Source organism: Pseudomonas sp. THAF187a, from assembly GCF_009363395.1.
GTDB classification, from domain to species: Bacteria; Pseudomonadota; Gammaproteobacteria; order Pseudomonadales; family Pseudomonadaceae; genus Aquipseudomonas; species Aquipseudomonas khazarica.
This window is the reverse complement of sequence record NZ_CP045349.1, coordinates 247,342-271,209: the sequence shown is the minus strand read 5'-3', so window position 1 is coordinate 271,209 and position 23,868 is coordinate 247,342. Positions and strand designations below refer to the sequence as shown.

At 65.8% G+C, this 23,868-nt stretch carries 21 protein-coding genes; 8 read left to right on the top strand and 13 right to left on the bottom strand.

The genetic code is table 11. The features are described from left to right. Positions 1–11: 11 nt before the first annotated feature. Positions 12–1,397: a NorM family multidrug efflux MATE transporter gene (locus tag FIV02_RS01250; protein ID WP_152487573.1), complete on the top strand. Its 1,386-nt coding sequence runs from the start codon at positions 12–14 to the stop codon at positions 1,395–1,397. 12 nt (positions 1,398–1,409) lie between these two features. Here the strand turns inward: FIV02_RS01250 and FIV02_RS01245 are convergent, their stop codons facing one another. Then, entirely contained in the window at positions 1,410–3,083 is a 1,674-nt protein-coding gene (locus FIV02_RS01245) for a bifunctional diguanylate cyclase/phosphodiesterase (RefSeq protein ID WP_150607528.1), read from the bottom strand. A 271-nt stretch (positions 3,084–3,354) separates the two neighbouring features. Between FIV02_RS01245 and rep the strand changes: the two genes are divergently transcribed. Together rep and FIV02_RS01235 are read left to right on the top strand one after the other, a co-directional pair. Beyond that, positions 3,355–5,364, top strand: coding sequence for a DNA helicase Rep (gene rep, locus FIV02_RS01240; RefSeq protein ID WP_152487572.1), 2,010 nt, complete (start codon positions 3,355–3,357; stop codon positions 5,362–5,364). A gap of 145 nt (positions 5,365–5,509) precedes the next feature. Next, complete coding sequence (locus FIV02_RS01235; RefSeq protein ID WP_037052729.1) at positions 5,510–6,082, top strand: xanthine phosphoribosyltransferase; 573 nt, start codon at positions 5,510–5,512, stop codon at positions 6,080–6,082. Here the strand turns inward: FIV02_RS01235 and FIV02_RS01230 are convergent. The 6 genes from FIV02_RS01230 to dadA form a co-directional block, all read right to left on the bottom strand. After that, positions 6,079–8,232: an acetyl-CoA hydrolase/transferase C-terminal domain-containing protein gene (locus FIV02_RS01230; RefSeq protein ID WP_152487571.1), complete on the bottom strand. Its 2,154-nt coding sequence runs from the start codon at positions 8,230–8,232 to the stop codon at positions 6,079–6,081. The two genes, FIV02_RS01235 and FIV02_RS01230, sit on opposite strands and share 4 nt — an antisense overlap. A gap of 126 nt (positions 8,233–8,358) precedes the next feature. Then, positions 8,359–8,781 (bottom strand): cytochrome c5 family protein, encoded by a 423-nt coding sequence (locus FIV02_RS01225; RefSeq protein ID WP_037052724.1) that lies wholly within the window; start codon positions 8,779–8,781, stop codon positions 8,359–8,361. Between the two features lie 113 nt (positions 8,782–8,894). After that, positions 8,895–9,443 (bottom strand): cupin domain-containing protein, encoded by a 549-nt coding sequence (locus FIV02_RS01220; RefSeq protein WP_037052720.1) that lies wholly within the window; start codon positions 9,441–9,443, stop codon positions 8,895–8,897. Positions 9,444–9,602: 159 nt separating this feature from the next. Next, positions 9,603–10,676 (bottom strand): alanine racemase, encoded by a 1,074-nt coding sequence (gene alr, locus FIV02_RS01215; protein ID WP_152487570.1) that lies wholly within the window; start codon positions 10,674–10,676, stop codon positions 9,603–9,605. Between the two features lie 185 nt (positions 10,677–10,861). Beyond that, complete coding sequence (locus tag FIV02_RS01210; RefSeq protein ID WP_017361197.1) at positions 10,862–11,209, bottom strand: RidA family protein; 348 nt, start codon at positions 11,207–11,209, stop codon at positions 10,862–10,864. A 39-nt stretch (positions 11,210–11,248) separates the two neighbouring features. Continuing rightward, positions 11,249–12,547, bottom strand: coding sequence for a D-amino acid dehydrogenase (dadA, locus tag FIV02_RS01205; RefSeq protein WP_037052717.1), 1,299 nt, complete (start codon positions 12,545–12,547; stop codon positions 11,249–11,251). Between the two features lie 157 nt (positions 12,548–12,704). Here dadA and dadR point away from each other — a divergent pair, with 157 nt between their 5' ends. Beyond that, the gene (gene dadR / locus FIV02_RS01200; RefSeq protein ID WP_037052716.1) at positions 12,705–13,193 is read left to right on the top strand and encodes a transcriptional regulator DadR; all 489 of its coding nucleotides are present in this window, start codon (positions 12,705–12,707) and stop codon (positions 13,191–13,193) included. Between the two features lie 61 nt (positions 13,194–13,254). Here dadR and FIV02_RS01195 read toward each other — a convergent pair whose 3' ends face one another. Further along, complete coding sequence (locus FIV02_RS01195; RefSeq protein WP_037052714.1) at positions 13,255–13,854, bottom strand: LysE family translocator; 600 nt, start codon at positions 13,852–13,854, stop codon at positions 13,255–13,257. Between the two features lie 109 nt (positions 13,855–13,963). On the opposite strand from FIV02_RS01195, the gene gcvA reads away from it, so the two are divergent. Beyond that, positions 13,964–14,881 carry a transcriptional regulator GcvA gene (gcvA, locus tag FIV02_RS01190; protein WP_150607520.1) on the top strand — a complete coding sequence of 306 codons (918 nt, stop codon included), beginning with the start codon at positions 13,964–13,966 and terminating at the stop codon, positions 14,879–14,881. A 194-nt stretch (positions 14,882–15,075) separates the two neighbouring features. Here the strand turns inward: gcvA and FIV02_RS01185 are convergent, their stop codons facing one another. Next, complete coding sequence (locus FIV02_RS01185) at positions 15,076–15,429, bottom strand: YkgJ family cysteine cluster protein (protein WP_047588342.1); 354 nt, start codon at positions 15,427–15,429, stop codon at positions 15,076–15,078. Between the two features lie 148 nt (positions 15,430–15,577). Between FIV02_RS01185 and FIV02_RS01180 the strand changes: the two genes are divergently transcribed. After that, positions 15,578–16,891 carry an FAD-binding oxidoreductase gene (locus FIV02_RS01180; RefSeq protein WP_037052708.1) on the top strand — a complete coding sequence of 438 codons (1,314 nt, stop codon included), beginning with the start codon at positions 15,578–15,580 and terminating at the stop codon, positions 16,889–16,891. Positions 16,892–16,938: 47 nt separating this feature from the next. On the opposite strand, the gene FIV02_RS01175 is transcribed toward FIV02_RS01180, so the two are convergent. Next, on the bottom strand, positions 16,939–17,163 hold the full coding sequence (locus FIV02_RS01175) for a DUF1127 domain-containing protein (protein ID WP_037052706.1): 225 nt from the start codon (positions 17,161–17,163) through the stop codon (positions 16,939–16,941). 181 nt (positions 17,164–17,344) lie between these two features. Between FIV02_RS01175 and FIV02_RS01170 the strand changes: the two genes are divergently transcribed. Then, entirely contained in the window at positions 17,345–18,769 is a 1,425-nt protein-coding gene (locus tag FIV02_RS01170; RefSeq protein ID WP_134677606.1) for a PLP-dependent aminotransferase family protein, read from the top strand. 63 nt (positions 18,770–18,832) lie between these two features. On the opposite strand, the gene FIV02_RS01165 is transcribed toward FIV02_RS01170, so the two are convergent. After that, positions 18,833–19,984, bottom strand: a complete 1,152-nt coding sequence (locus FIV02_RS01165; protein WP_152487569.1) for an MFS transporter — start codon at positions 19,982–19,984, stop codon at positions 18,833–18,835. 253 nt (positions 19,985–20,237) lie between these two features. Then, complete coding sequence (locus tag FIV02_RS01160) at positions 20,238–21,731, bottom strand: aldehyde dehydrogenase (protein WP_152487568.1); 1,494 nt, start codon at positions 21,729–21,731, stop codon at positions 20,238–20,240. 255 nt (positions 21,732–21,986) lie between these two features. Between FIV02_RS01160 and FIV02_RS01155 the strand changes: the two genes are divergently transcribed. Next, a complete protein-coding gene (locus FIV02_RS01155; protein WP_152487567.1) occupies positions 21,987–22,346 on the top strand; it encodes a cupin domain-containing protein in 360 nt (119 codons plus the stop codon). A 149-nt stretch (positions 22,347–22,495) separates the two neighbouring features. Here the strand turns inward: FIV02_RS01155 and gabT are convergent, their stop codons facing one another. After that, complete coding sequence (gene gabT, locus FIV02_RS01150) at positions 22,496–23,776, bottom strand: 4-aminobutyrate--2-oxoglutarate transaminase (protein ID WP_037052697.1); 1,281 nt, start codon at positions 23,774–23,776, stop codon at positions 22,496–22,498. Positions 23,777–23,868 lie beyond the last annotated feature (92 nt).

The following is a 23,868-nucleotide window of genomic DNA, read 5'->3' as shown; positions in this document are numbered from 1 at the left end:
TTTTACTCATCATGAAGAATGTTCTTGGCCACGAGCTGGGCGCCCTGCTGCGCCTGGCCGGCCCACTAGTCTCCGCCCAACTGGCACACGCGCTGATGATCTTCACCGACACGCTGATGATGGCGATGCTCGGCCCTCAGCAACTGGCCGGCGGCGCGCTGGGCGCCACCTGCTATTTCATCTTCTCGATCTTCTGCACCGGGGTGGTCGCCGCCGTCGGCAGCCTGGTCGCCATTCGCCATGGCGCAGGTGATCCCGAGGGCGTCACCCGCCTGACCCAGAACGGCCTGTGGCTCGCCGTGGCCCTGGCCGTCGCCAGCGCGCTGTGCCTGAATGCACTGGGGCCGCTGCTGCCCCACCTGGGCCAGGACCCCGCCGCCGCCAGCCAGGCCATGGCCTTTCTCCACCCGCTGTCGCTGGCCCTGCCCGGCTACCTGTGCTTCATGGTCCTGCGCGGCTTCACCAGCGCCATCGGCCATCCCGGCCCGGTGATGACCATCAGCGTGATCGGCACGGCAGCCAACTTCGTCATCAACTATGCGCTGATCAAGGGCTGGTTCGGCTTGCCCGACCTCGGCCTGGGCGGCATCGGCATGACCACCGCGCTGGTCAGCAGCAGCATGGCGCTGGCCCTGGCGCTGTACATCAAGCTCGCCCCGACCTACCGCCCCTACCCGCTGCGCGCCGGCCTTGGCCGCCCGCAGCGCGGGGAGATGCGTGCCCTGCTGCGCCTGGGCCTGCCCATCGGCGGCACCTACGCCGCCGAGCAAGGGCTGTTCACCTTCGCCACGCTGTGCATGGGCGCCCTCGGCAGCGTGCAACTGGCGGCCCACCAGATCGCCATGCAGACGGTGGCGCTGGCCTTCATCGTGCCGCAGGGGCTGTCCTACGCTGTGACCTTCCGCGTCGGCCTGCACTACGGCGCCGAACGCCTGCACCTGTCACGCCTGAGCGGCCATCTGGGCATGGCCCTCGGCGCCGGGCTGATGCTGATGTTCGCCCTGCTGTTCTGGTTCTTGCCGGAATGGATCATCGGCCTGTTCCTCGACCGTCACGACCCGGCGTTCGCCGAGATCGTCACCCTGGCCGTGAGCCTGCTGGCGATCGCCGCCTGGTTCGAACTGTTCGACGGCCTGCAGAGCATCGCCATGGGCGCGATACGCGGGCTGAACGACGGCAGGACCACATTGCTGATCGGCCTGGCCGGTTACTGGTGCGTGGGCGCGCCGCTGGCCTGGCTGCTCGCCTTCCCGCTGGGCTGGGGGGCATCCGGGGTCTGGTGGGGGCTGGCGGCAGGCCTGGCGGTCACGGCGAGCGGCCTGGTGCTGGGCTTCCAGTGGAAAACGGCGCGGCTACAGCAACCCTGCACGGTTGGCGGCGAAGCCTGCCTGCCGTAGCGCGACGCGGGGCTAGGCGCCCCCGCCGCCGAGCAGCGGCTGGCGCATGCCGAACACGAGAAAGCGCGCCAGTTCGGCCAGCGGTACCGCCTTGCTGATCAGATAGCCCTGCACCTGATCGCAGCCGAACTGGCGCAGCATGTCGAGCTGCTCGATGTTCTCCACCCCTTCGGCGACCACTTCGAGGTTGAGGTTGTGCGCCAGGTTGATCATCGCCCGCACCAGCTGACGGTTCTCGGCGCGCTCGCCCATGCCGGCGACGAAGCTGCGGTCGATCTTCAGCAGGGTGATCGGCAGGTTGTTGAGGTGCACGAAGGAGGAGAACCCGGTGCCGAAGTCATCCAGGGAGAAGCGCACGCCCAGGCGTCCCAGCTCCAGCATGGTCTGCTGCACCTGATCGCTGCGGCGCATCACCGCCGTTTCGGTCAGCTCGAATTCGAGCCACTGCGCTTCGACGCCACGCTCCTCGATCAGGCGGCTCAGGGTGGCCAGCAACTGGCTGTCCTGGAACTGGCGGAACGACAGGTTGACCGCCATGTGCAACGACGGCAGGCCGCGCCCGCGCAACCACTGCATGTCGCGTAGCGCGCGGGAGATCACCCAGTAGCCCAGCGGCACGATCAGCCCGGTTTCCTCGGCCAGAGGCACGAACTCGTTGGGCGAGAGCAGGCCGCGTTCGCTGTGCTGCCAGCGCACCAGCGCCTCGAGCCCGACGATGCGCCCGCTCTTCAGGCAGAGGCGCGGCTGATAATGCAGTTCAAGCTCATCGCGGCGCAGAGCGCGACGCAACTCGCTTTCGAGATCCGCCTGGCTGCGCGCACTGCGGTTCAGGCGCTCGTCATAGACGTGGAACACGCAGCCCTGCTGGTTCTTCGCCTGCTGCATGGCGATATGCGCGTGCCACAGCAGCGGGTCGGCGCCCTCCCCGGCACGGGCATGCGCCAGACCGAGGCTGCAGCCGATCAGCAGGCTCTCGCCATCGACCCAGTAGGGTTCGCCGAGCACCTCGGTGACGCGCTCGGCCAGTCGCTCGACGCGCTGCGGGTCGCGCCGCACATCGAGCAGCAGGGCGAACTCGTCGCTGCCCAGCCGAGCCAGTTGGTCGCAGGGCTGCAGCAGGCCCTTCAGACGCGCCACCACCTGCAGGATCAGGCGGTCGCCGGCCTGGTAGCCAAGGGCATCGTTGGCGTGGCGGAAGTTGTCCAGATCGAGATGCCCCAGCACCAGGCCACGCCCGTTGCATTCGCTGAGGCGCGCCGCGAGCAGCGTCTGGAAACCCTGGCGATTGGCGATACCGGTCAGCGGGTCCTGCTCGGCCAGGCGTTGCAACGTCTGCTTGAGACTGCCCTGCTCGCGCACGTAGCGCAGGCAGCGACGCAGCACATCGAGGCTGAGCGTACCGCGCACCAGCCAGTCGCTGACGCCGGATGGCTCCTCGACGGGTTCTTCTTCGAGCAGCAGGACGATCGGCAAGGGGCATTGATGAGCGGCTGGCAGACGCTCGGGGGTGGCCAGCACCAGACCACTGGCATGGTCGTCGAACAGGCTGCTGGCAGCGTCCCAGGAGGGCGCGGTAATCAGCGGGGAAGCACTCCCGAGAGCGCCCAACTGCTCGCGCAACAATTCCGCCCAGTCTGGCGATTCCGACAGCAGAACCAACCGCAAGGGTTCGACGAGCGTGGACAAGCAACCTCCCCCAATGACACAAAGATGATGGCGAATTGCATCGCCTGAACGCGCCGTTATCGACGTCTAATCAATCACATCCGTGCGAAAGGTGGTGCACATCCTGAGGTATAGCTAACAAACCGGCAAGTGAAACGAGAGTACTGGAATCCACCGATTAACCAAGCGTGCCGTCAGTCAATTCCGTGCTCCAGAGCACAGTTCCGGACGGTCGCGGCAGAACGCGCCAGGCCTGTTAAAATGCGCGGCCATTTTTCCTGCGAACGATCCCATGTCCCGACTGAATCCCCGGCAACAAGAGGCCGTGAACTATGTCGGCGGCCCACTATTGGTGCTCGCCGGTGCAGGTTCCGGCAAGACCAGCGTGATCACCCGCAAGATCGCCCACCTGGTGCAGAACTGCGGCATCCGTGCCCAGCACATCGTCGCCATGACCTTCACCAACAAGGCCGCGCGCGAGATGAAGGAGCGCGTCGGCACCCTGCTCAAGGGCAGCGAGGCGCGCGGCCTGACCGTGTCCACCTTCCACAACCTGGGCATGAACATCATCCGCAAGGAATACGCGCGCCTGGGCTACAAGCCCGGCTTCTCGATCTTCGACGACGGCGACATCAAGGCGCTGCTCACCGACATCATGCAGAAGGAGTATGCCGGCGACGACGGTGCCGACGAGATCAAGAACCTCATCGACAGCTGGAAGAACGACCTGATCCTGCCCGACGAGGCGCTGGCCAACGCGCGCGGGCCCAAGGAGCAGACCGCCGCCATCGTCTACCTGCACTACCAGCGCACGCTCAAGGCGTACAACGCGGTGGACTTCAACGACCTGATCCTGCTGCCGGTGACGCTGTTCCAGGAGCACGCCGACATCCTCGAGAAGTGGCAGAACCGCATCCGCTACCTGCTGGTCGACGAATACCAGGACACCAACGCCAGCCAGTACCTGCTGGTGAAGATGCTGGTGGGCATGCGCAACCAGTTCACCGTGGTCGGCGACGATGACCAGTCGATCTACGCCTGGCGCGGCGCGCGCCCGGAAAACCTGATGCTGCTGAAAGAGGACTACCCGTCGCTGAAAGTGGTGATGCTGGAGCAGAACTACCGCTCCACCAGCCGTATCCTCAAGTGCGCCAACATCCTCATCGCCAACAACCCGCACGTGTTCGAGAAGCAGCTGTGGTCGGAGATGGGCCATGGCGACGAGATCCGCGTGATCCGCACGCGCAACGAGGATGCCGAGTGCGAGCGAGTGGCCCTGGAGATCCTCACCAAGCACCTGCGCACCCAGCGCCCGTACAGCGACTTCGCCATCCTCTACCGGGGCAACTACCAGGCCAAGCTGATGGAGCTGAAGCTGCAGCACCACCAGATTCCCTATCGCCTCTCCGGTGGCACCAGCTTCTTCGCCCGCCAGGAGGTGAAGGACCTGATGAGCTACTTCCGCCTGCTGGTCAACCCGGATGACGACAACGCCTTCCTGCGGGTGATCAACGTGCCGCGCCGCGAGATCGGCTCGACCACCCTGGAGAAGCTCGGCAACTACGCCAGCCAGCGCAACATCTCGATGTACGCCGCCAGCGACGAGATCGGCCTCGGCGAGCACCTGGACAGCCGCTTCACCGAGCGCCTGGCACGCTTCAAGCGCTGGATGGACGGCGTGCGCCAGCAATGCGCGCAGAACGACCCGATCGCCGCGATCCGCAGCATGGTGATGGACATCGACTACGAGAACTGGCTGCGGCAGAACGCCTCCAGCGACAAGGTGGCCGATGCGCGCATGGGCAACGTGTGGTTCCTCGTCGATGCGCTGAAGAACACCCTGGAGAAGGACGAGGACGGTGACATGACCGTCGAGGATGCCATCGGCAAGCTGGTGCTGCGCGACATGCTCGAGCGCCAGCAGGAAGAGGAAGAAGGCGCCGAGGGTGTGCAGATGATGACCATGCACGCCTCCAAGGGCCTGGAATTCCCCTCGGTGTACATCATCGGCTTCGAGGAGGAGATTCTCCCCCACCGCTCCAGCATCGAGGCCGACACCATCGAGGAAGAGCGGCGCCTGGCCTATGTCGGCATCACCCGCGCCAAGCGCAACCTGGCACTGACCTTCGCCGCCAAGCGCAAGCAGTACGGCGAGATCATCGACTGTACGCCGAGCCGCTTCCTCGACGAACTGCCCCCGGAGGACCTGGTCTGGGAAGGCCAGGAAGAAGCCCCCGTGGAAGCCAAGGCCGCGCGCGGCAACGATGCCCTAGCCAACATGCGCGCGATGCTGAAAAAATAGCCGGGAGCTAGTTTCACCATCGCGCAGCGATGGCCCGCCGAGTCCGGCAGGCGACAAAAAAACAGGTTTATTCCGTAGCCCGGATGCAATCCGGGGACATCGTTCCGGATTGCATCTGGGCTACGTTCATCTGAGAGGAAACCGCGTGGAAGCGCTGAAACAGAAGATTCGCGAAGAAGGCATCGTACTGTCGGAGCAGGTGCTCAAGGTCGATGCCTTTCTCAACCACCAGATCGACCCGCTGCTGATGAAGCAGGTCGGCCACGAGTTCGCCGAGCGCTTCAAGGGCCAGGGCATCACCAAGATCGTCACCATCGAGGCATCAGGGATCGCCCCGGCGGTGATGGCCGGCCTGGAGCTGGGCATCCCGGTGATCTTCGCTCGCAAGTTCCAGTCGCTGACGCTCAAGGACGACCTGCTGATCTCCAAGGTGTTTTCCTTCACCAAGCAGACCGAGAGCACCATCGCCATTTCCGCACGTCACCTGACCGCGGCCGACAAGGTACTGGTGATCGACGACTTCCTCGCCAACGGCCACGCCGCCAAGGCGCTGATCGACTTAATCCAGCAGGCCGGCGCCCAGGTCGCGGGCATCGGCATCGTCATCGAGAAGTCCTTCCAGGAAGGCCGCAACCTGCTGCAGAGCGAAGGCTATCGCGTCGAGTCGCTGGCCCGCGTCGCCGCGCTGGAGAACGGCCAGGTGCGCTTCCTCGACTAGGTCGAACGCGGCCCGGCCTCACCGGCGCCGCTCGCCTGCAGGCCCGCCAGCAGCAAACGCTGGTACAGGGCCTCACGCACGCCATCCGGCGCCTCCAGCCCCATGCGCCGCAAGTGCTCGGGGTAGGCCTCCGGCTCCGGCGCATCGAGCGTCGCCTTGCCCAGCTCCAGCACCTCGCTCAGGCGCAGTGTGCGCTTGAGCCAGTTCAGGGCGCGCAGCAGGTCCTGCTCCACGTCGCTGAAGTCGCTGCCCAGCGGGTATTCGGCGAACAGCGCGGCGTGCTGCTCGCGGAGCGCCTCCAGACGCTCGGGCAGGTTGCGGGTGAAACGCTCGTCCAGGCGAAAGTCCTCGGGCAGCTTGCCGGCCTGCTGCGCCTGCTCGATCAACTGCGGCTGGAAGCGTGAGTCGCTGATCTTCAGCAGAGCCTCGATCACCTGGGAGTCGGTCTTGCCGCGCAGGTCGGCGATGCCGTACTCGGTCACCACCATGTCGCGCAGGTGCCGGGGGATGGTGGCATGGCCATATTCCCAGACCAGATTGGAGCTGAGCTCGCCACCCGACTCGCGCCAGCTGCGCAGCAGCAGGATCGAGCGCGCGTCTTCCAGCGCATGTGCCTGGGCGACGAAGTTGTATTGCCCACCCACGCCGCTGAGCACCCGGCCATCCTCCAGCTGGTCGGCGACGCCGGCACCCAGCAGGGTCATGGTGAACACCGTGTTGATGAAGCGCGCATCGCGGCGCTGCAGGCGCTTCAGCGCCTCCTGACCGTACAGCTCGTTAATGTAGCGGATGCCGGTCATGGCGAAGCGTTGCCGCCCGACGTCGTCCAGCTCGCGCAGGCGTCGGTAGAAGCTGCCGGGGCCGAGAAAGAAGCCGCCATGCAGCACCACGCCGCCGCTGGCACGACCCAGATAGGGTTGCAGGCAAGCACAGGTGTGCGGATTGTCCAGGTCGGCCGCCACCCAGCTGCCGTCGGGCAGGTGCAGGCGCCCGGCCTGCCAGCGCACCTCGCCCTGCAGCAGACCGCAGGCGAGCAGCCAGTCCAGATCGGCCGCGCCCAGCTGCGCCGGCAGCCCGCCAGCGAGCAGCGCCTGGACACTGTGCGGGCGGCCCTGCTCGTCCAGCGCGGCGTTGTCGGCGAGACGCTGCAGGCGCAGATCCGGGTAGACCGGACGCCTGACCAGGCCGGCTTCGGCCAGCGCCAGCAGGCCGTTGACGAACATTTCGCTGCAGCCGTAGAGGCCCTGCTCGAGCGGCTCCAGGCCGCCGTTGGCGGCGATCTCCGGCGCCCACGTAGCGCCGCCCAGCGCCTGCAGCAGCGCCCGATAGCCGGTGTTGTCGTCCTGCCGCGCCATCAGCGCCGCCGTCAGGGCATCGCCCATCGAGCCGATGCCGATCTGCAGGGTGCCGCCATCGCGCACCAGGCTGCTGGCCAGCAGCCCGATGCAGTGATCCTGCAGCGATACCGGCATGTTCGGCGTGGAGAACAGCGTCGTGCGCTCGTCCTCGGCGACATGGATGTCGAAGGTGTCACGCGGCACCAGGGCGTCACCGCTCATGAACGGCAGGTCGACATGCACTTGGGCCACGCTGAGCACCGTCTCGCCAGCGGCGCGGCGCCGCTCCAGCAGCGGTAGCAGGTCGAGGGTCACGTCCGGGTTGCAGCTCAGGCTGAAGTGCTCGGGCTGCCCGGCGTCGGCGGCGACCAGCTGGGCGACCACGTTCAGCCCCTTGGCATTGAGGTCACGGGCGACGTGGCTGTAGTTGCTGCTGATGTAGTCCTGCTGCGCCGGCTCGCATTCGAGCAGGCTGCCCGGCTGGAAGAAGAACTGCTCGACCCTGACATTGGCGGGCAGGCTGCCGCCGTGCAGGTCGGCCAGGAACTCCAGCTCGGGATAGTCGCCGAAGACCCGCGCCACGAACGGCTCGAGGAAGCGCTGCTGCAACGCCTGCCCGGCACCCGGGCGCGCCAGGCACAGTGCGGTGTAGATGGTCAGCTGGCGCTCGGGCATCTGCCGCACCCGCGCATAGAGTGCATTGACCCAGCGATTGGGCTTGCCCAGCCCCAGCGGCAGGCCGAGATGGATGGGGCCATCGATCGCGTTCAGTACACGGTCGACGGCTTGCTCGAGGGTACAGCTGTGCGGCATCTGGCGCTCCTCACGACATCCATGGCGAATGCAGCTTGGACTCTGTCGTCGCCGGCATGGTTGCATGGCACCGGCAGAAACGAAAAAACCGCCCTGAAGGCGGTTTTTTCATGGAAGAAGCGAGTCTTACAGACCGGACATCTTCTGGATCGCAGCACGCAACTCGTCGTCCGAGCAGTCGGCGCAGGTGCCCTTCGGCGGCATGGCGTTGATGCCGGAAATGGCCTTGGCCAGGATGCCGTCGAGACCACCCTGGTGGTCGGCACGCTCTTTCCAGGCAGCGCTATCGCCGATCTTCGGCGCACCCAGCACGCCGGTGCCATGGCAGGCATTGCAGTGCTTGGCGATGATGTCGTCAGCAGTGCGCGCACCACCGCCGGCGGAGGCCGCCACGGTTTCGACGCCCTTGCACTCTTCACCCATGATGCACACTTCGCCCACCGGCTTCAGGCGCTCGGCGATAGCTTCATCGGTCGTGGCCTGAGCAGTCACTGCCCACAGGGCCAATACGGCAGCCGGTACTGCCAGCATTTTCTTCATCAGATTCACGGTACACCCTCTTCGTGGCTAGTCACGCCCGCGGCCACGGTTTCGCGAGCGGGCGACAGTATAACGGCAAGCAGCCCAGGCCGAAACAACCCAGATTGTCGCAGTGTCGTCGATCAGAAGTTCGCCGGGGACGTGGCGCTGATCAGCCGTGCCGGCTGGTCGAACGGATTGCGGAAGCGATGCGGCTTGCTGCTTTCGAAGTAATAGCTGTCACCGGCTTCGAGCACGAACACCTCGTTGCCGACGGTCAGTTCCAGCTTGCCCTCTACCAGCATGCCGGCCTCTTCACCCTCGTGGGCGTACATCTCGTCACCGGTGTCGGTGCCCGCCGGGTAGGTTTCGTCCAGGAAGGCGATGGCGCGGCCGGGGTGGGCCTTGCCGATCAGCTTCATGGTGATGGCGCCGCTGCAGATGTCGGTCAGCTCGGATGCCCGGTAGACCACCTGGGTCTGGTTCTCCTGCTCGAGATCGAGCGAGAAGAACTCCACGAGCGACATGGGAATGCCGCCAAGCACCTTCTTCAGCGAGCTGATGGAAGGGCTCACACTGTTCTTCTCGATCATCGAGATGGTGCTGTTGGTGACCCCCGCCCGCTTGGCGAGTTCACGCTGGGAAAGGCCTTTGAGCTTACGAATCGATTGCAGTCGAACGCCGACGTCCAATGCTGGAGTCCCCCCTTGGGTATGGTGCGAAAAAGTGTCCGTATCATGGCATAGCGTTCGGAATTTACAACACTTGCGTTCATCCTCGCCCACACCACTCATCCGCACTCGCCCCGAGGCCCATCCGCCAGCGCCTTGCTCGGGCGCGGCGCCTGCCGCTCAGTGCCCGCTGTAGAGCAGGGGAACCCGTCGCAGGTTGCAGAAGATCTGGTACGGAATGCTGTCCGCCGCCAGCGCCACGTCGCTGGCCAGCACCTGCTTGCCCCACAGTTCGACGCGGCTGCCCAGGCCGGCCTGAGGCAGATCGGTGAGGTCCACGGTCAGCATGTCCATCGACACGCGCCCGATCAGGCGCGTCAGCTGGCCGTCCACCGCCACCGGCGTACCGCTCGGTGCATGGCGCGGGTAGCCGTCGGCATAGCCCATGGCGACCACACCGACGCGCGTCGGCCGCTCAGCGACGAAGCGCGCACCGTAGCCCACCGGCTCGCCGGCCGGCAGTTCGCGCACGCTGATGACCTTCGATTCCAGGGTCATCACCGGCTGCAACCGCGCCGCCTGCTCCTGGGCGTCCTCGAACGGCGTCGCGCCGTACAGCATGATGCCGGGGCGCACCCAGTCGCTCGGTACCTGCGGCCAGCCGAGCACGGCCGGCGAGTTGCGCAGGCTGACTTCCGCCGCGAGACCTTCACGGGCCTGCTGGAAGGTTGCCAGCTGCTCGGCCGTGCGCGGGCACGCCGGCTCGTCGGCACGGGCGAAGTGGCTCATCAGCACGATCTTGCTGACCTTGCCGCTGGCCAGCAGGCGACGGTAGGCGGCCTGGAACTCGGCCGGGTGCAGGCCGACGCGGTGCATGCCGCTGTCGAGCTTGAGCCAGACGGTCAGCGGCTGGCTCAGGCGCGCCTGTTCGATGGCTTCGAGCTGCCATTGCGCGTGGACGACACACCACAGTTGATGCTGATCGATCAGCGCCAGCTCGTCGGCCTCGAAGAAGCCTTCGAGCAGCAGGATCGGCGCACGCACGCCGGCGTCGCGCAGCACCAGCGCCTCTTCGATGCAGGCCACGGCAAAGCCGTCGGCCAGACCCTCCAGCGCGTCGGCGCAACGCACCGCGCCATGCCCGTAGGCATCGGCCTTGACCACGGCAAGGGCCTGAGCGCCACTCAACTCACGGGCCAGTTGGTAGTTGTGACGCAGGGCGTCGAGGTCGATCAGGGCACGGGCAGGGCGCATGGTTGCTTGTCTCTCAGTTGTTCGCCGAGGCGATAGGGGACGCGCAGCCCCGGCAATGCGAGGCGCGCATCGTCATTCAACGCGACCGGGAGCGTCGTTGCTCTCGCCGCGCCGGTCGCAAAAAAAACCCGGCAGGGGAGCCGGGTGAAAAGCCAACACAAATCGGGGTCCGCAGAGCGGCTGCCTCAGACGGCAGCCACCACGCACATTTCCACCAGCACTTCGGGCTTGTACATCTTCGCCTCGACGCAGGCGCGCGCTGGCGCGTGGCCGTCCGCAACCCAGGCGTCGTACTCGGCGTTGAGGCCGTCGTAATCGGCCATGTCCTTGATGAAGATGGTCAGCGAGAGGATCTTGCTCTTGTCGCTGCCACCCTCGGCCAGCATCTTGTCGATGTTGGCCAGGGTCTGCCGGGTCTGCTCGCGGATGTCGCCATCGAAGTCGTCAGCCAATTGGCCAGCGAGGTAGATGGTGCCGTTGTGGATCACCACTTCGCTGTAGCGTTTGGCCACGTGCAGGCGCTGGATCGACATAAGGGTAGAACTCCTTGGATTGCAAAAACGCAGAGGCTATCAGGTCCGCAGCGGCTGCGGCTCACCGTGCACTTCGCGGGCCTTGCGCGAATAACGCGAGATATCCAGGCCGTCGGCACTGATCTGCGGGCGCTTGTTGGCCATCAGGTCGGCAAGCAGGCGACCGGAGCCGCAGGCCATGGTCCAGCCCAGGGTGCCGTGCCCGGTGTTGAGGAACAGGTTGCGGTAGGCCGTGGCCCCGACGATGGGCGTGCCGTCCGGGGTCGCCGGGCGCAGGCCGGTCCAGAAGTCGGCACGCTGCAGGTCGCCGCCTTCCGGGTACAGATCGGCGGTGATCATCTCCAGGGTTTCACGGCGACGCGGATTGAGCGACAGGTCGAAGCCGGCGATCTCGGCCATGCCGCCGACACGGATACGGTTGTCGAAACGGGTGATGGCGACCTTGTAGGTCTCGTCGAGAATGGTCGACTTCGGCGCCATGTCCGCGTTGACGATCGGCACGGTCAGCGAATAGCCCTTGAGCGGGTAGACCGGCGCACGCACGCCCAGCGGCTTGAGCAGCTGCGGGCTGTAGCTGCCGAGGGCCAGCACGTAGCGGTCGGCGGTTTCCAGCTTGCCGTCGATCCATACACCGTTGATGCGGTCGCCCACGGCGTCCAGGCGCTGGATGTTCTGGCCGAAGCGAAACTCGACGCCGAGCGCCTTGGCCATGTCCGCCAGTTTGTTGGTGAACATCTGGCAGTCGCCGGTCTGGTCGTTGGGCAGGCGCAGGGCACCGGCCAGCTTGTGCTTGACGCCAGCCAGCGCCGGTTCGACGCGAGCGATGGCATCACGGTCGAGCAGCTCGTAAGGCACGCCGGAGGCTTCCAGCACGGCGATGTCCTTGGCGGCGGCATCGACCTGGGCCTGGGTGCGGAACAGCTGGGTGGTGCCGAACTGACGGCCTTCGTAGGCGATGCCGGTCTCGGCACGCAGCTCGTCGAGGCAGTCGCGGCTGTACTCGGACAGACGCACCATGCGCTCCTTGTTCACCGCATAGCGGCTGGCGGTGCAGTTGCGCAGCATCTGCGCCATCCACAGGTACTGGTCGACGTCGCCGGTGGCCTTGATCGCCAGCGGCGCGTGTTTCTGCAGCAGCCACTTGATGGCTTTCAGCGGTACGCCCGGGGCCGCCCAGGGCGAGGCATAGCCGGGAGACACCTGGCCAGCGTTGGCGAAGCTGGTCTCCAGGGCCGGGCCGTCCTGGCGATCGACCACTACCACCTCGAAGCCCTGACGGGCCAGGTAGTATGCACTGGCGGTACCAATCACACCGCTGCCGAGAACCAGAACACGCATGCTTTTCTCCCCGCCGCACCTTGAGATACGGACGTAACGGACCAGAGTTGTCGATGGGCGCAGTATAGGAAGAGCCGTGCAGTGCTTTTCACCATATACACAGCTATATTTGGCGAGAATTCTTGGCAAAAAGCCGTTTTACAGAGGCGGATTCCCCATGAGAACCCAGCATCAAAGCCGTCGTGAACTGGACAAGATCGACCGCAACATCCTGCGCATCCTGCAGGAGGATGGGCGCATCAGTTTCACCGAACTGGGCGAGCGCGTGGGGCTGTCGACCACCCCCTGCACCGAGCGCGTACGCCGCCTGGAGCGCGAAGGCATCATCATGGGCTACCACGCCCGCCTCAACCCGCAGAACCTCAAGGCCAGCCTGCTGGTATTCGTCGAGATCAGCCTGGACTACAAGTCCGGCGACACCTTCGAGGAGTTCCGCCGCGCGGTGCTCAAGCTGCCGCACGTGCTGGAGTGCCACCTGGTTTCCGGCGACTTCGACTACCTGGTGAAGGCACGCATCAACGAGATGGCCAGCTACCGCAAGCTGCTCGGCGACATCCTGCTCAAGTTGCCGCACGTGCGCGAATCGAAGAGCTATATCGTCATGGAAGAGGTGAAAGAGTCGCTGCAGCTGCCCGTACCGGAGTAGCCCTGCGGGGCAGGGCCTGTGCCGGAGGCGACGGGAGCGACGCTGAACGGCCAGGCGTCGCTCAGACCCAGAGCATATGCACCGCCACCGCGACCATCAGGCCGCCGAAGACCCGCCCCTGTATCCTTAATGCCTGGGCCGAGGTGAAGCGCCCCAGAATCAGTTGTCCGCCGTAGATCCACGGGAAGTGGCAGACGATGCCCACCAGCAGAAAGGCGCCCGTCAGCAGCAGCACCTGAGGCGCCAGTGCCCGATCCGGCTGCAGGAACTGGGCGAACATGACCGCCACCATCGAGTGGATCTTGACGTTCAGCAGCACGGCGACGATGCCGCTGACCAGCCCCATGCGCTCCACCGTCTGGGGCTTGGCGCCAGGTGCTGCGGAACGGAAGAAGCCCCAGGCCAGATACAGCACGTAGGCCGCCCCCGCCCACAGCATCAGCGTATGGCTCTGCGGGTACTCCAGGAGCAGGGCTCCGAAACCCAGGCCGTACAACAGGCACAGCAGCACATTGCCGATCTCGAACCCCAACCAGAACAGCCCGGTACCCCGCACCCCGAAACGAGCACCGGACAGGGCCAGCACCGTGTTCCCCGGCCCCGGACTGATGACCATCGGTACCGCAAACCCGAGAAACACCGCAACCAGCTCAAGTGCCATGACACCCTCTCATTTATCGAACAATTTCAGAGAGTTAACCGGCGTTTTCAGCGGCGGGGAAATGATCTAATCTCGGGCATTGGATAAATACAGCTAATGGAAGAGGCTCATGCGCCGTCTGCCGCCGCTGGGAGCAGTCCGCGCGTTCGAAGCTGCCGCCCGCCACCTGCATTTCACCCGTGCCGCCGATGAACTGGCGGTGACCCAGGCCGCCATCAGCCATCAGGTACGCCTGCTGGAGGAATGGTTGGGCCAACCCCTGTTCGAACGGCGAGGCCGGGTGCTGGCCCTGACCCCTACAGGGGCCGCCTACCTGAACGACCTGACGCCGGCGCTGGACCGTATCGCCGCTGCCAGCGCCACGGCCCGGCGCCCAGCCAATGGCCCGGTGCGGATGAGCGTACTGCCGTCGCTGGCCTCACGCTGGCTGATGCCACACCTTCCCGCGCTCCAGGCCGCCCACCCGGAGATCGACCTGCAACTGACCACCACCGCCGAGCTGTGGGATGGCAAGGACAACCGTTTCGACCTCGGTTTGAGGTCAGGCCCCGGCGGTTGGCCCGGCCTGAACAGTGCCTTGCTGGCCACGGAAATCCTGAGCCCGGTGTGCAGCCCGGCCCAGCGGCAGGCCCTGCCAACGCCCTGCACCCCCGCCGACCTGCTGGGTCATCGCCTGCTGCACGACACCCCGAAAGGAAACTGGAGCCGCTGGTTCAGCGCTGCCGGTCACCCTGACCTGGCGGTGCCCGCCGGATTGAACCTGAGCGATTCCGCCCTCGCCCTCCAGGCCGCCGCAGACGGACAGGGCATCGCACTGGGGCGCCTGTTTCTGGCGGCGGGCGACTTGCGCGCCGGGCGTCTGCTCATGCCCTGCCCGCAACTACGGATTCCCAACGACTACGCCTACTGGCTGGTCTGGCCAGCGCGCCATGACGCGAACCCGGCCATCACCGCGGTGAGGGAGTGGATATGCGCCACTGCGCAGGCGGAACGCGCAGCCCTGGAACAGGTTCTGGCCGAGCATTAACTGCCAGCGCCAGCGTACGCCAGGGAGCTGGCCTGGCGAGCCAGGCTTTACACGAAAATGATGCTGCGTTGAGACGCGCTCAGAATGCTCGTTCACAGCACGCAGACTGCGCTTCCTCGGGCGATTGCGCGGGGCCGCCATCGCGATTGCCTGACTTTAGCTCGACGACTTTTCGCCCCGAGCCCAAGTATTCCCTACAGCAGTCGCTGCCGCGTGCTGGCGATCAGGCGGTGTACCTGCTGCTCCATGGCCGGCTCGATGGGCTGCTCGGGGGCACGTCCATGCGGGCACGGCAGGTTCGGCGTGGTGCCGAACAGACGGCAGATCAGCGGGCGCTGGTCATACACTTCACAGCCATTGGGCCCCAGGTGTACGCAGTTGTACTCGGCCAGCGCCGCCTCATGTTCGGCATCGCTCTTCACCGGCAGGCGCGCCAGCTCCTGCGACGATGCGGTGACCGGCCCGCAGCAGTCGTGACAGCCCGGCACGCAGTCGAAGCGCGGAATCTGTCGGCGCAGGTAGTCTATCTTGCGGTCAGTGCAGCTCATGCCTGGGCATCCGGGGAACGAAGGGCACAGTCTACAGCGCCCGGCCCGCCGATAAATCCTGCTTTTTTCCGCTTGCCTCTTGGCGTCGGGCGGATCACGCGCTTATCCTGCGTTAAATTTTCCACACACCAAAATCAGGATTTCGCACATGAACGCCCGCGTTCAACAGCCCGTCCACAGCCCACAGCATGCCGCTTCCTACTACGCCGCCAGCGTCAATCGCCAGCAGGCCTACCCGCCCCTGGGCGGTGAGCTGCAGGTGGATGTGTGCATCGTCGGCGGCGGCTTCAGCGGCCTGAACACCGCCATCGAGCTGGCCCAGAAAGGCCTGTCGGTGGCACTGCTGGAGGCACGCAGGATCGGCTGGGGTGCCAGCGGGCGCAACGGCGGGCAACTGATTCGCGGCGTGGGCCATGACGTCGAGCAGTTCGAATCGGTGGTGGGCAAGGAGGGCGTGCGCCAGTTCAAGCTGATGGGCCTGGAGGCGGTGGAGATCGTGCGCGAGCGTGTCGAACGCTTCCAGATCGACTGCGACCTGACCTGGGGCTACTGCGACCTGGCCAACAAGCCGGCCCATCTCGACGGCTTCGCCGAGGACAAGGCCGAGCTGGAAAGCCTCGGCTACCGCCACGAGCTGCGCCTGGTTCCGCAGGAGCGCATCCACGAGGTGGTCGGTTCCCGCAACTACCACGGTGCCATGATCGACATGGGTTCAGGCCACCTGCACCCGCTCAACCTGGCGCTCGGCGAAGCCGCCGCGGCGCAGTCGCTGGGCGTGCAGCTGTTCGAGGAGTCGCCGGTCACCCGCATCGACTATGGCAACGAGGTGCGCGTGCACACCGCGCAGGGCCAGGTCCGCGCACGCTTCCTGGTGCTGGCCTGCAACGCCTACATCAACGGACTCAACCCGAGCCTCAGCGGCAAGGTGCTGCCGGCCGGCAGCTACATCATCGCCACCGAGCAGCTGTCCGAGGAGCAGGCCCGTGAGCTGATTCCGCAGAACATGGCGCTGTGCGACCAGCGCGTGACCGTGGACTACTACCGGCTCTCGGCCGACCGCCGCCTGCTGTTCGGTGGCGCCTGCCACTACTCCGGACGCGACCCGGCGGACATCGCCGGCTACATGCGGCCGAAGATGCTCAAGGTGTTCCCGCAACTGGCCAACGTGCGCATCGACTATCAGTGGGGCGGCATGATCGGCATCGGTGCCAATCGCCTGCCGCAGGTCGGTCGCCTCAAGGATCAGCCCAACGTGTTCCATGCCCAGGCCTATGCCGGTCACGGCGTCAACGCCACGCACCTGGCCGGCAAGCTGCTCGCCGAAGCCATCGCCGGCCAGGCCAGCCAGGGCTTCGACCTGTTCGCCCAGGTACCGCACATGACCTTCCCGGGTGGCAAGCATCTGCGCTCGCCACTCCTCGCCCTGGGCATGGCCTGGCACCGCCTGAAAGAGCTGCTGTAGGCACAGCGGCGGCAGCCGCGCCTGCAGCGGCGCGGATGTCCGTCGGGCTACAGCTTCCAGAACGGCAGGCAGACCTCGCGCTCGGCCTGCGCGCGAGTGAGGCCGATGTCGCGCAGTTGCTGGTCGTTGAGCTTGCGCAGCATGCCGCGGGTGTTCAGACGACGCCAGAAGGCCGGCCAGTTGCGCCCGAAGTAGCGGGTCGCGCGCGGCTCGGCCGCACTGCGAACGGGCCCGCTCGCTGCTGCGAGGTCTGTCTTGCTGAAACTGGTCATCGTCATGCTCCCGTTGCCTTCTGTCATGGGAGATCAGGATGCCGCTGCCAGAAAATACATGACAGATTCAAAAAACTCTTATTAACTCCATACAGATTTCGCTCGATTCCGGCTGAATTGGATTTTCTGCGCGAATCTGTACTGGTCAAACCACACAGTCTGAGTTTTCCTGGTAACTGTCATGACGCTGTACATGAACCTGGCCCAACTGCTGGGCACACGTATCGAGCAGGGCCTCTACCGCCCCGGTGACCGCCTGCCCTCGGTGCGCAGCCTGAGCCAGGAGCACGGCGTCAGCCTCAGCACGGTGCAGCAGGCCTACCGCCACCTGGAAGACATGGGCCTGGCCGCGCCACGGCCGAAGTCCGGTTATTTCGTGCCGCTGGAACGCCAGGTGCCGGCGCTGCCACAGATCATCCGGGCGGCGCAGCGGCCGGTGGAAGTCTCGCAATGGGACCACGTGCTGGAGCTGATCAGCAGCTCCCCGCAGCACGACATCCTGCAGCTCGGTCGCGGCCGGCCCGACATCAGCAGCCCGACACTGAAACCGCTGCTGCGCAACCTGTCCCGCCAGGCCCGTCGCCAGGACCCGGACATCCTCACCTACGGCGGCATACGTGGTGACAACCGCCTGCGTGAGCAGGTCGCCCGGCTGATGCTCGACTCCGGCTGCCAGGTGGCGGCGGAGGACCTGGTGATCACCACCGGCTGCCATGAAGCGCTCTCGGCGGCGGTGCGCGCCATCTGCCAGCCCGGCGATATCGTTGCCGTCGACTCGCCGAGCTTCCACGGCGTGATGCAGGCCCTCAAGGGCTTCGGCATGAAGGCGCTGGAGCTGCCCACCGACCCGCTGACCGGGATCAACCTGGAAGCCCTGGAAATGGCGCTTGAGCAGTGGCCGATCAAGGCCATCCAGCTCACGCCGAACTGCAACAACCCGCTCGGCTACATCATGCCCGAGGCCAACAAGCGCGCCCTGGTCGCTCTGGCGCAACGCTTCGACGTGGCCATCATCGAGGACGATGTCTATGCCGACCTCGCTTACAGTTACCCGCGCCCGCGCAGCATCAAGTCCTACGACGAGGACGGCCGCGTACTGTTCTGCAGTTCCTTCTCCAAGACCCTGGCACCCGGCCTGCGGGTCGGCTGGATCGCCCCGGGACGCTACCTGGAGCAGGTGGTGCACATGAAGTACCTGGGCACCGGCAGCACCGCCCAGCTGCCGCAGGTGGCCGTCGCCGAGTACCTGCGTGACGGCCACTACGAGCCCCACCTGCGGCGCATGCGCGCGCAGTATTTGCGCAGCCGCGACCTGATGGTGGATTGGGTCAGCCGCTATTTCCCGGCCGGCACGCGGGTCAGCCGCCCCCAGGGCAGCTTCATGCTCTGGGTGGAGATGCCGCAGGGCTTCGACAGCCAGAAGCTCAACCGCGCCTTGCTGCCGCACAAGATCCAGATCGCGCCGGGCAGCATCTTTTCCGCAGCCGGCAAGTACCGCAACTGCATCCGCCTGAACTACGCCGAACCACCCAGCGAGGCCATCGAGGCGGCGGTGCGGCAGATCGGCGCGACCATCAGCGAGTTGCTGAGCGAACTGAGCGACTGAGCCTTGGCCTGCAAAGGCCGGCGTGCGCCCGTTGCGTCTGCGTGCCCTGCTGCTGGCGGCGCGCTAGGAGTGCCCTTCGGCCGGCGCGGCCGACAAGCCCTCGTCGCGCCAGGCCAGGACGACGAAGACGGCTGCACCGGTCGCCATCAGCAAGGGCAAGGCATGGCCACTGATCCACTGGCTGACCGCGCCGGTGGTCAGCGGCCCGATCAGGCAGCCGATGCCCCATAGCTGCGCGACATGGGCGTTGGCCCGTACCAGTTCGTCATCACGGTAGCGCTCGCCGATCAGGATCAGCGACAGGGTGAACAGGCCGCCGGCGCTGGCGCCGAACGCCACCAGCAACGGCCAGATCAGCGCGGTATGCAGCAGGGCCGGAATCGCCAGGCTGGACACCAGCAGCACCAGGCCGCAGCAACGGAACAGCGACTGCCGCGAAATGCGATCGGCCAACCAGCCGATCGGCAACTGCAGCACCGCGTCACCGACCACCACCACGCTGACCATGAACAGGGCCACTTCCTGGGTGAAGCCCTGGCGCAGGCCGTAGACCGGCAGCAGGGTCAGCATCATCGCCTCGAACGCGGCGAACAGCATCACCGCCCAGGCGATCGCCGGCATCTTCCGGCAGAACACCGCCAGGCCGCGCCCCGAGGCGCTGTGTGCATCCACTCGCGGCGCCCCGCTGCGGCCCAGCAGGATCAGCGAGCCACCAATGAGCAGGCCGACGCCGGTCCAGAAGCCGCTATCGGTGTCCGTGCCCAGGGCCGTGAGCAGCAGCGGGCCGCTGAGCTGGCTGAGGGCGTAGCCGGTGCCATACAGGGCCACCAGGCGACCGCGCCACTTCTCCACGGCAAGCTGGTTGATCCAGCTCTCGCCCAGGATGAATACCACGGTCAGCGCCACGCCGATAAACAGGCGCAGCGCCACCCATACCGCGTAGCTTTGCACCAGCGCCAGCAGGGCCACCGACAGCGCACCGAGCAGCAGGCACGCCTGCATCAGTGCGGTGGTGCCGAAGCGCGCGGCCAGGCGCCCGGCCAGCGAAGCACCGAGCAGAACGCCGACCGCCGGTGTCGCGGCCATCACGCCGATGGCGAAGGAATCGTAGCCCCAGCTCTCCAGGCGCAACGAAACCAGAGGCATGGTCACGCCCAGTGCCAGGCCGATGCTGATGACCGCCGAACAGACGGCGAAATAGGTGCCCCAACGCATGACTCACTTCCTTGGTTGCCGAGCCGTTGCAAAGACAACGGCCGGACTCCGCAGGGAGTCCGGCCGCAGGTTTCAGAGCGCGGTCGCCGGCCGTCTCGCTGAACGCCCGGCCCTCTCCCCCTTGCCCATGAATGGAAGAGGGGAGCCGATCACCGGGTCACGGAGTGAGCAGTGATCGCAGCGCATCGCCGAACGCAGTGCATCGCCGCCGACCATCTTCCGGGTCAACGCCGGAGAAGGCGCCCCGCTGGCCTTACAGCTTGATCCAGGTCGCTTTCAGTTCGGTGTACTTGTCGAACGCATGCAGCGACTTGTCGCGGCCGTTGCCGGACTGCTTGAAGCCACCGAACGGTGCGGTCATGTCACCGCCATCGTACTGGTTGATCCACACGCTACCGGCACGCAGCGCCTTGCCGACCAGGTGGGCACGCGACAGGTTGCTGGTCCATACCGCTGCGGCCAGGCCGTAGATGGTGTCGTTGGCGATGGCCACCGCTTCTTCCTGGGTGTCGAAACCGATCACCGACAACACCGGGCCGAAGATTTCTTCCTTGGCAATGCGCATGGCGTTGCTCACGCCGTCGAAGATGGTCGGCTCGACGTAGGTACCGCCGGTCTCTTCCATCACCCGGCTACCGCCAGCCACCAGCTTGGCGCCGTCCTCGTGGCCGGCCTGGATGTAGGCCAGCACGTTGTTCATCTGCGTGGTGTCGACCAGCGCGCCGACATTGGTGGCCGGGTCCAGCGGGTTACCCGGTTTCCAGGCCTTGATCGCCTCGACCACCATGGGCACGAACTTGTCCTTGATGGCGTTCTCCACCAGCAGACGCGAACCGGCGGTGCACACCTCGCCCTGGTTGAAGGCGATGGCGCTGGCGGCGGACTCGGCAGCGGCCTGCAGGTCCGGCGCGTCGGCGAAGACGATGTTCGGGCTCTTGCCGCCGGCTTCCAGCCAGACGCGCTTCATGTTCGACTCACCGGCGTAGATCATCAGTTGCTTGGCGATCTTGGTCGAGCCGGTGAACACCAGGGTGTCGACATCCATGTGCAGGGCCAGCGCCTTGCCAACGGTGTGACCGAAGCCCGGCAGCACGTTGAACACACCGGCCGGGATACCGGCCTCGATGGCCAGCTGGGCGATGCGGATACCGGTCAGCGGCGACTTCTCGGAGGGTTTGAGGATGATCGAGTTGCCGGTCGACAGCGCCGGGCCGAGCTTCCAGCAGGTCATCAGCAGCGGGAAGTTCCACGGCACGATGGCCGCGACCACACCGACCGGCTCGCGCGTCACCAGGCCCAGCTCGTCATGCGCGGTGGCGGCGACTTCGTCGTAGATCTTGTCGATGGCCTCGCCGCTCCAGCGGATGGCATTGGCCGCGCTGCTCACGTCGATGTTCAGCGAGTCGCTGATCGGCTTGCCCATGTCGAGGGTTTCCAGCAGCGCCAGCTCCTCGCCATGCGCCTCGATCAGTTCGGCGAAGCGGATCATCACCTTCTTGCGCTTGGCCGGCGCCAGGCGCGACCAGACGCCGGAGTCGAAGGTGGCGCGGGCGTTCTTGACCGCCACCTCGGCGTCAGCCTGGTCACAGCTGGCCACCAGGCCGAGCAGGCGGCCATCGACCGGACTGATGCACTCGAAGGTGGCACCCGACTCCGCATCGAGGTACTCGCCCTGCACGAACGCGCGGGTTTCGATGGTCAGGTTCTGGGCACGCTGTTCCCAGTCGGCACGAGTCAGGCTAGTCATTCCGGCATCCTCATAAGGTGGAAGTGGCGCCTTGTTCAGGCGCGCACTGTCAATAATTCTGCAAGGCCAGTTCGCTGGCCAAATCCTGTTCGCCACACTAAACCACTGGGCTGGGGCTTTTCAATATTTTTGACAAAGTCGTGCAAAAAGCCTTGTCATGTTCGTTTTATTAAACATAGACTGCCGCCACGCCACTCCCGTCGCGGCCCCTCCAGGCCGTGCGCTCGTCGCCACCGATCACCATGGATACGCCAGATGAACATCGAGCAGATCGTCGACTTCGCCCAGGCCAACACCGCCCCCGAACACTATCGTCCAGCCCAGGAGAAAGTGCTCAAGGGCGACCCCGAGCAGAGCGTGCGCAACCACTACAGCAGCCCCTGCGGCCAGTTCAGCACCGGCATCTGGGAAGGCGCTGTCGGCCAGTGGACGGTGAGCTACACCGAGCACGAATACTGCGAGATCCTCCAGGGCGTTTCCGTACTGCGTGATGCCGATGGCAACGCCAAGACCGTGCGCGCAGGCGACCGCTTCGTGATTCCTGCCGGCTTCTCCGGCACCTGGGAAGTCCTGGAAAACTGCCGCAAGGTCTATGTGATCTTCGAGCCCAGTTAAGCGCCCCGGTTCCTGTTGCTTGTCACCCTTTGGCCCGCCATGTGCGGGCCTTTTTCTGCCCACCGCACCGGCAAAAAAAGACCCGCACATGGCGGGTCTCAGGGGCGCCCGGCCTGGTGAGCCGCGGGCGCAGGTATGACAGACGCGGCTCAGGCCAGCTCGTCGAAGCACTCGGCGACGATGGCGATGCCCTTTTCCAGCTGCGCGTCAGGGATGGTGACGGGCATCAGGAAGCGGATGACGTTGTAGTAGGTGCCGCACGACAGCAGGATCAGGCCCTTCTCGCGTGCACGGGCAACGATCTTGCCGACCAGCTCGGCCGCCGGCTTGTCGTGGTCACCGCCTTCGAACAGCTCGATGGCGACCATCGAACCGAGGCCACGCACGTCACCGATTACCTTGTGCTTGGCGGCGATGGCATTGAGGCCAGCCTTGAGCATCTCGCCCACGGCGTTGGAACGCTGCAGCAGGTTCTCTTCGTCGAAGACCTTGAGCACGGCCAGGGCCGCGGCGCAGGCGATGGGGCTGCCGGCATAGGTGCCGCCCAGGCCGCCGGGGGCGATCTTGTCCATGATCTCGGCCTTGCCGCACACGCCGGAGATCGGGAAACCGCCGCCAACGGACTTGGCGAAGGTGGTCAGGTCCGGGATCACGCCCAGTTGTTCGGTGGCGAAGAAGGTGCCGGTACGGCCTGCACCGGTTTGCACTTCGTCAGCGATCAGGAGGATGCCGTGCTGGTCGCACAGGGCACGCAGGCGCTGCATGAACGGCTTGGAGTTGACGTAGAAACCACCCTCGCCCTGGACCGGCTCGATGATGATCGCGGCAATGTCCTGCGGCTGCGCGTCGTTCTTGAAGATGCGCTCGATGCTGGCGATGGACTCGTCCTCGCTCACGCCATGCAGCGGGCACGGCGCCTGGGCGCGGTACACACCGGCGGGCATCAGGCCCATGCCGGCGGAGTACGGTACCACCTTGCCGGTCAGCGACAGGGTCATCATGGTGCGGCCGTGGTAGGCGCCGGTGAAGGCGATCACACCGGCGCGGCCGGTGGCGGCACGGGCGATCTTCACCGCGTTCTCGACGGCTTCGGAGCCGGAGGTGACCAGCAGGGTCTTCTTGGCGAAGTCGCCCGGCACACGCTTGGCGATCTCTTCGCACAGCTCGATGTAGGGCTCGTACGCCAGCACCTGGAAGCAGGTGTGGCTCAGCTTGCCCAGCTGCTCCTGCACGGCGGCGATCACCTTCGGATGCAGGTGGCCGGTGTTCAGCACGGCGATACCGCCGGCGAAATCGATGTATTCGCGACCCTCGACGTCCCATACGGTGGCGTTCTCGGCGCGCTCGGCGACGATCGGGTGGATCTGGCCGACGCCACGCGGTACGGCGGCTTGGCGGCGTTGCAACAGGGATTCGTTAGTCTTGCTCATGGTGTCCTCATGGCCGTCATCGGGCGGCTCGGTGAAAGGATGAATGCCCCCGGCGGGTGGTCGGCGCAGCATACGATGATCGACTGCGCCGG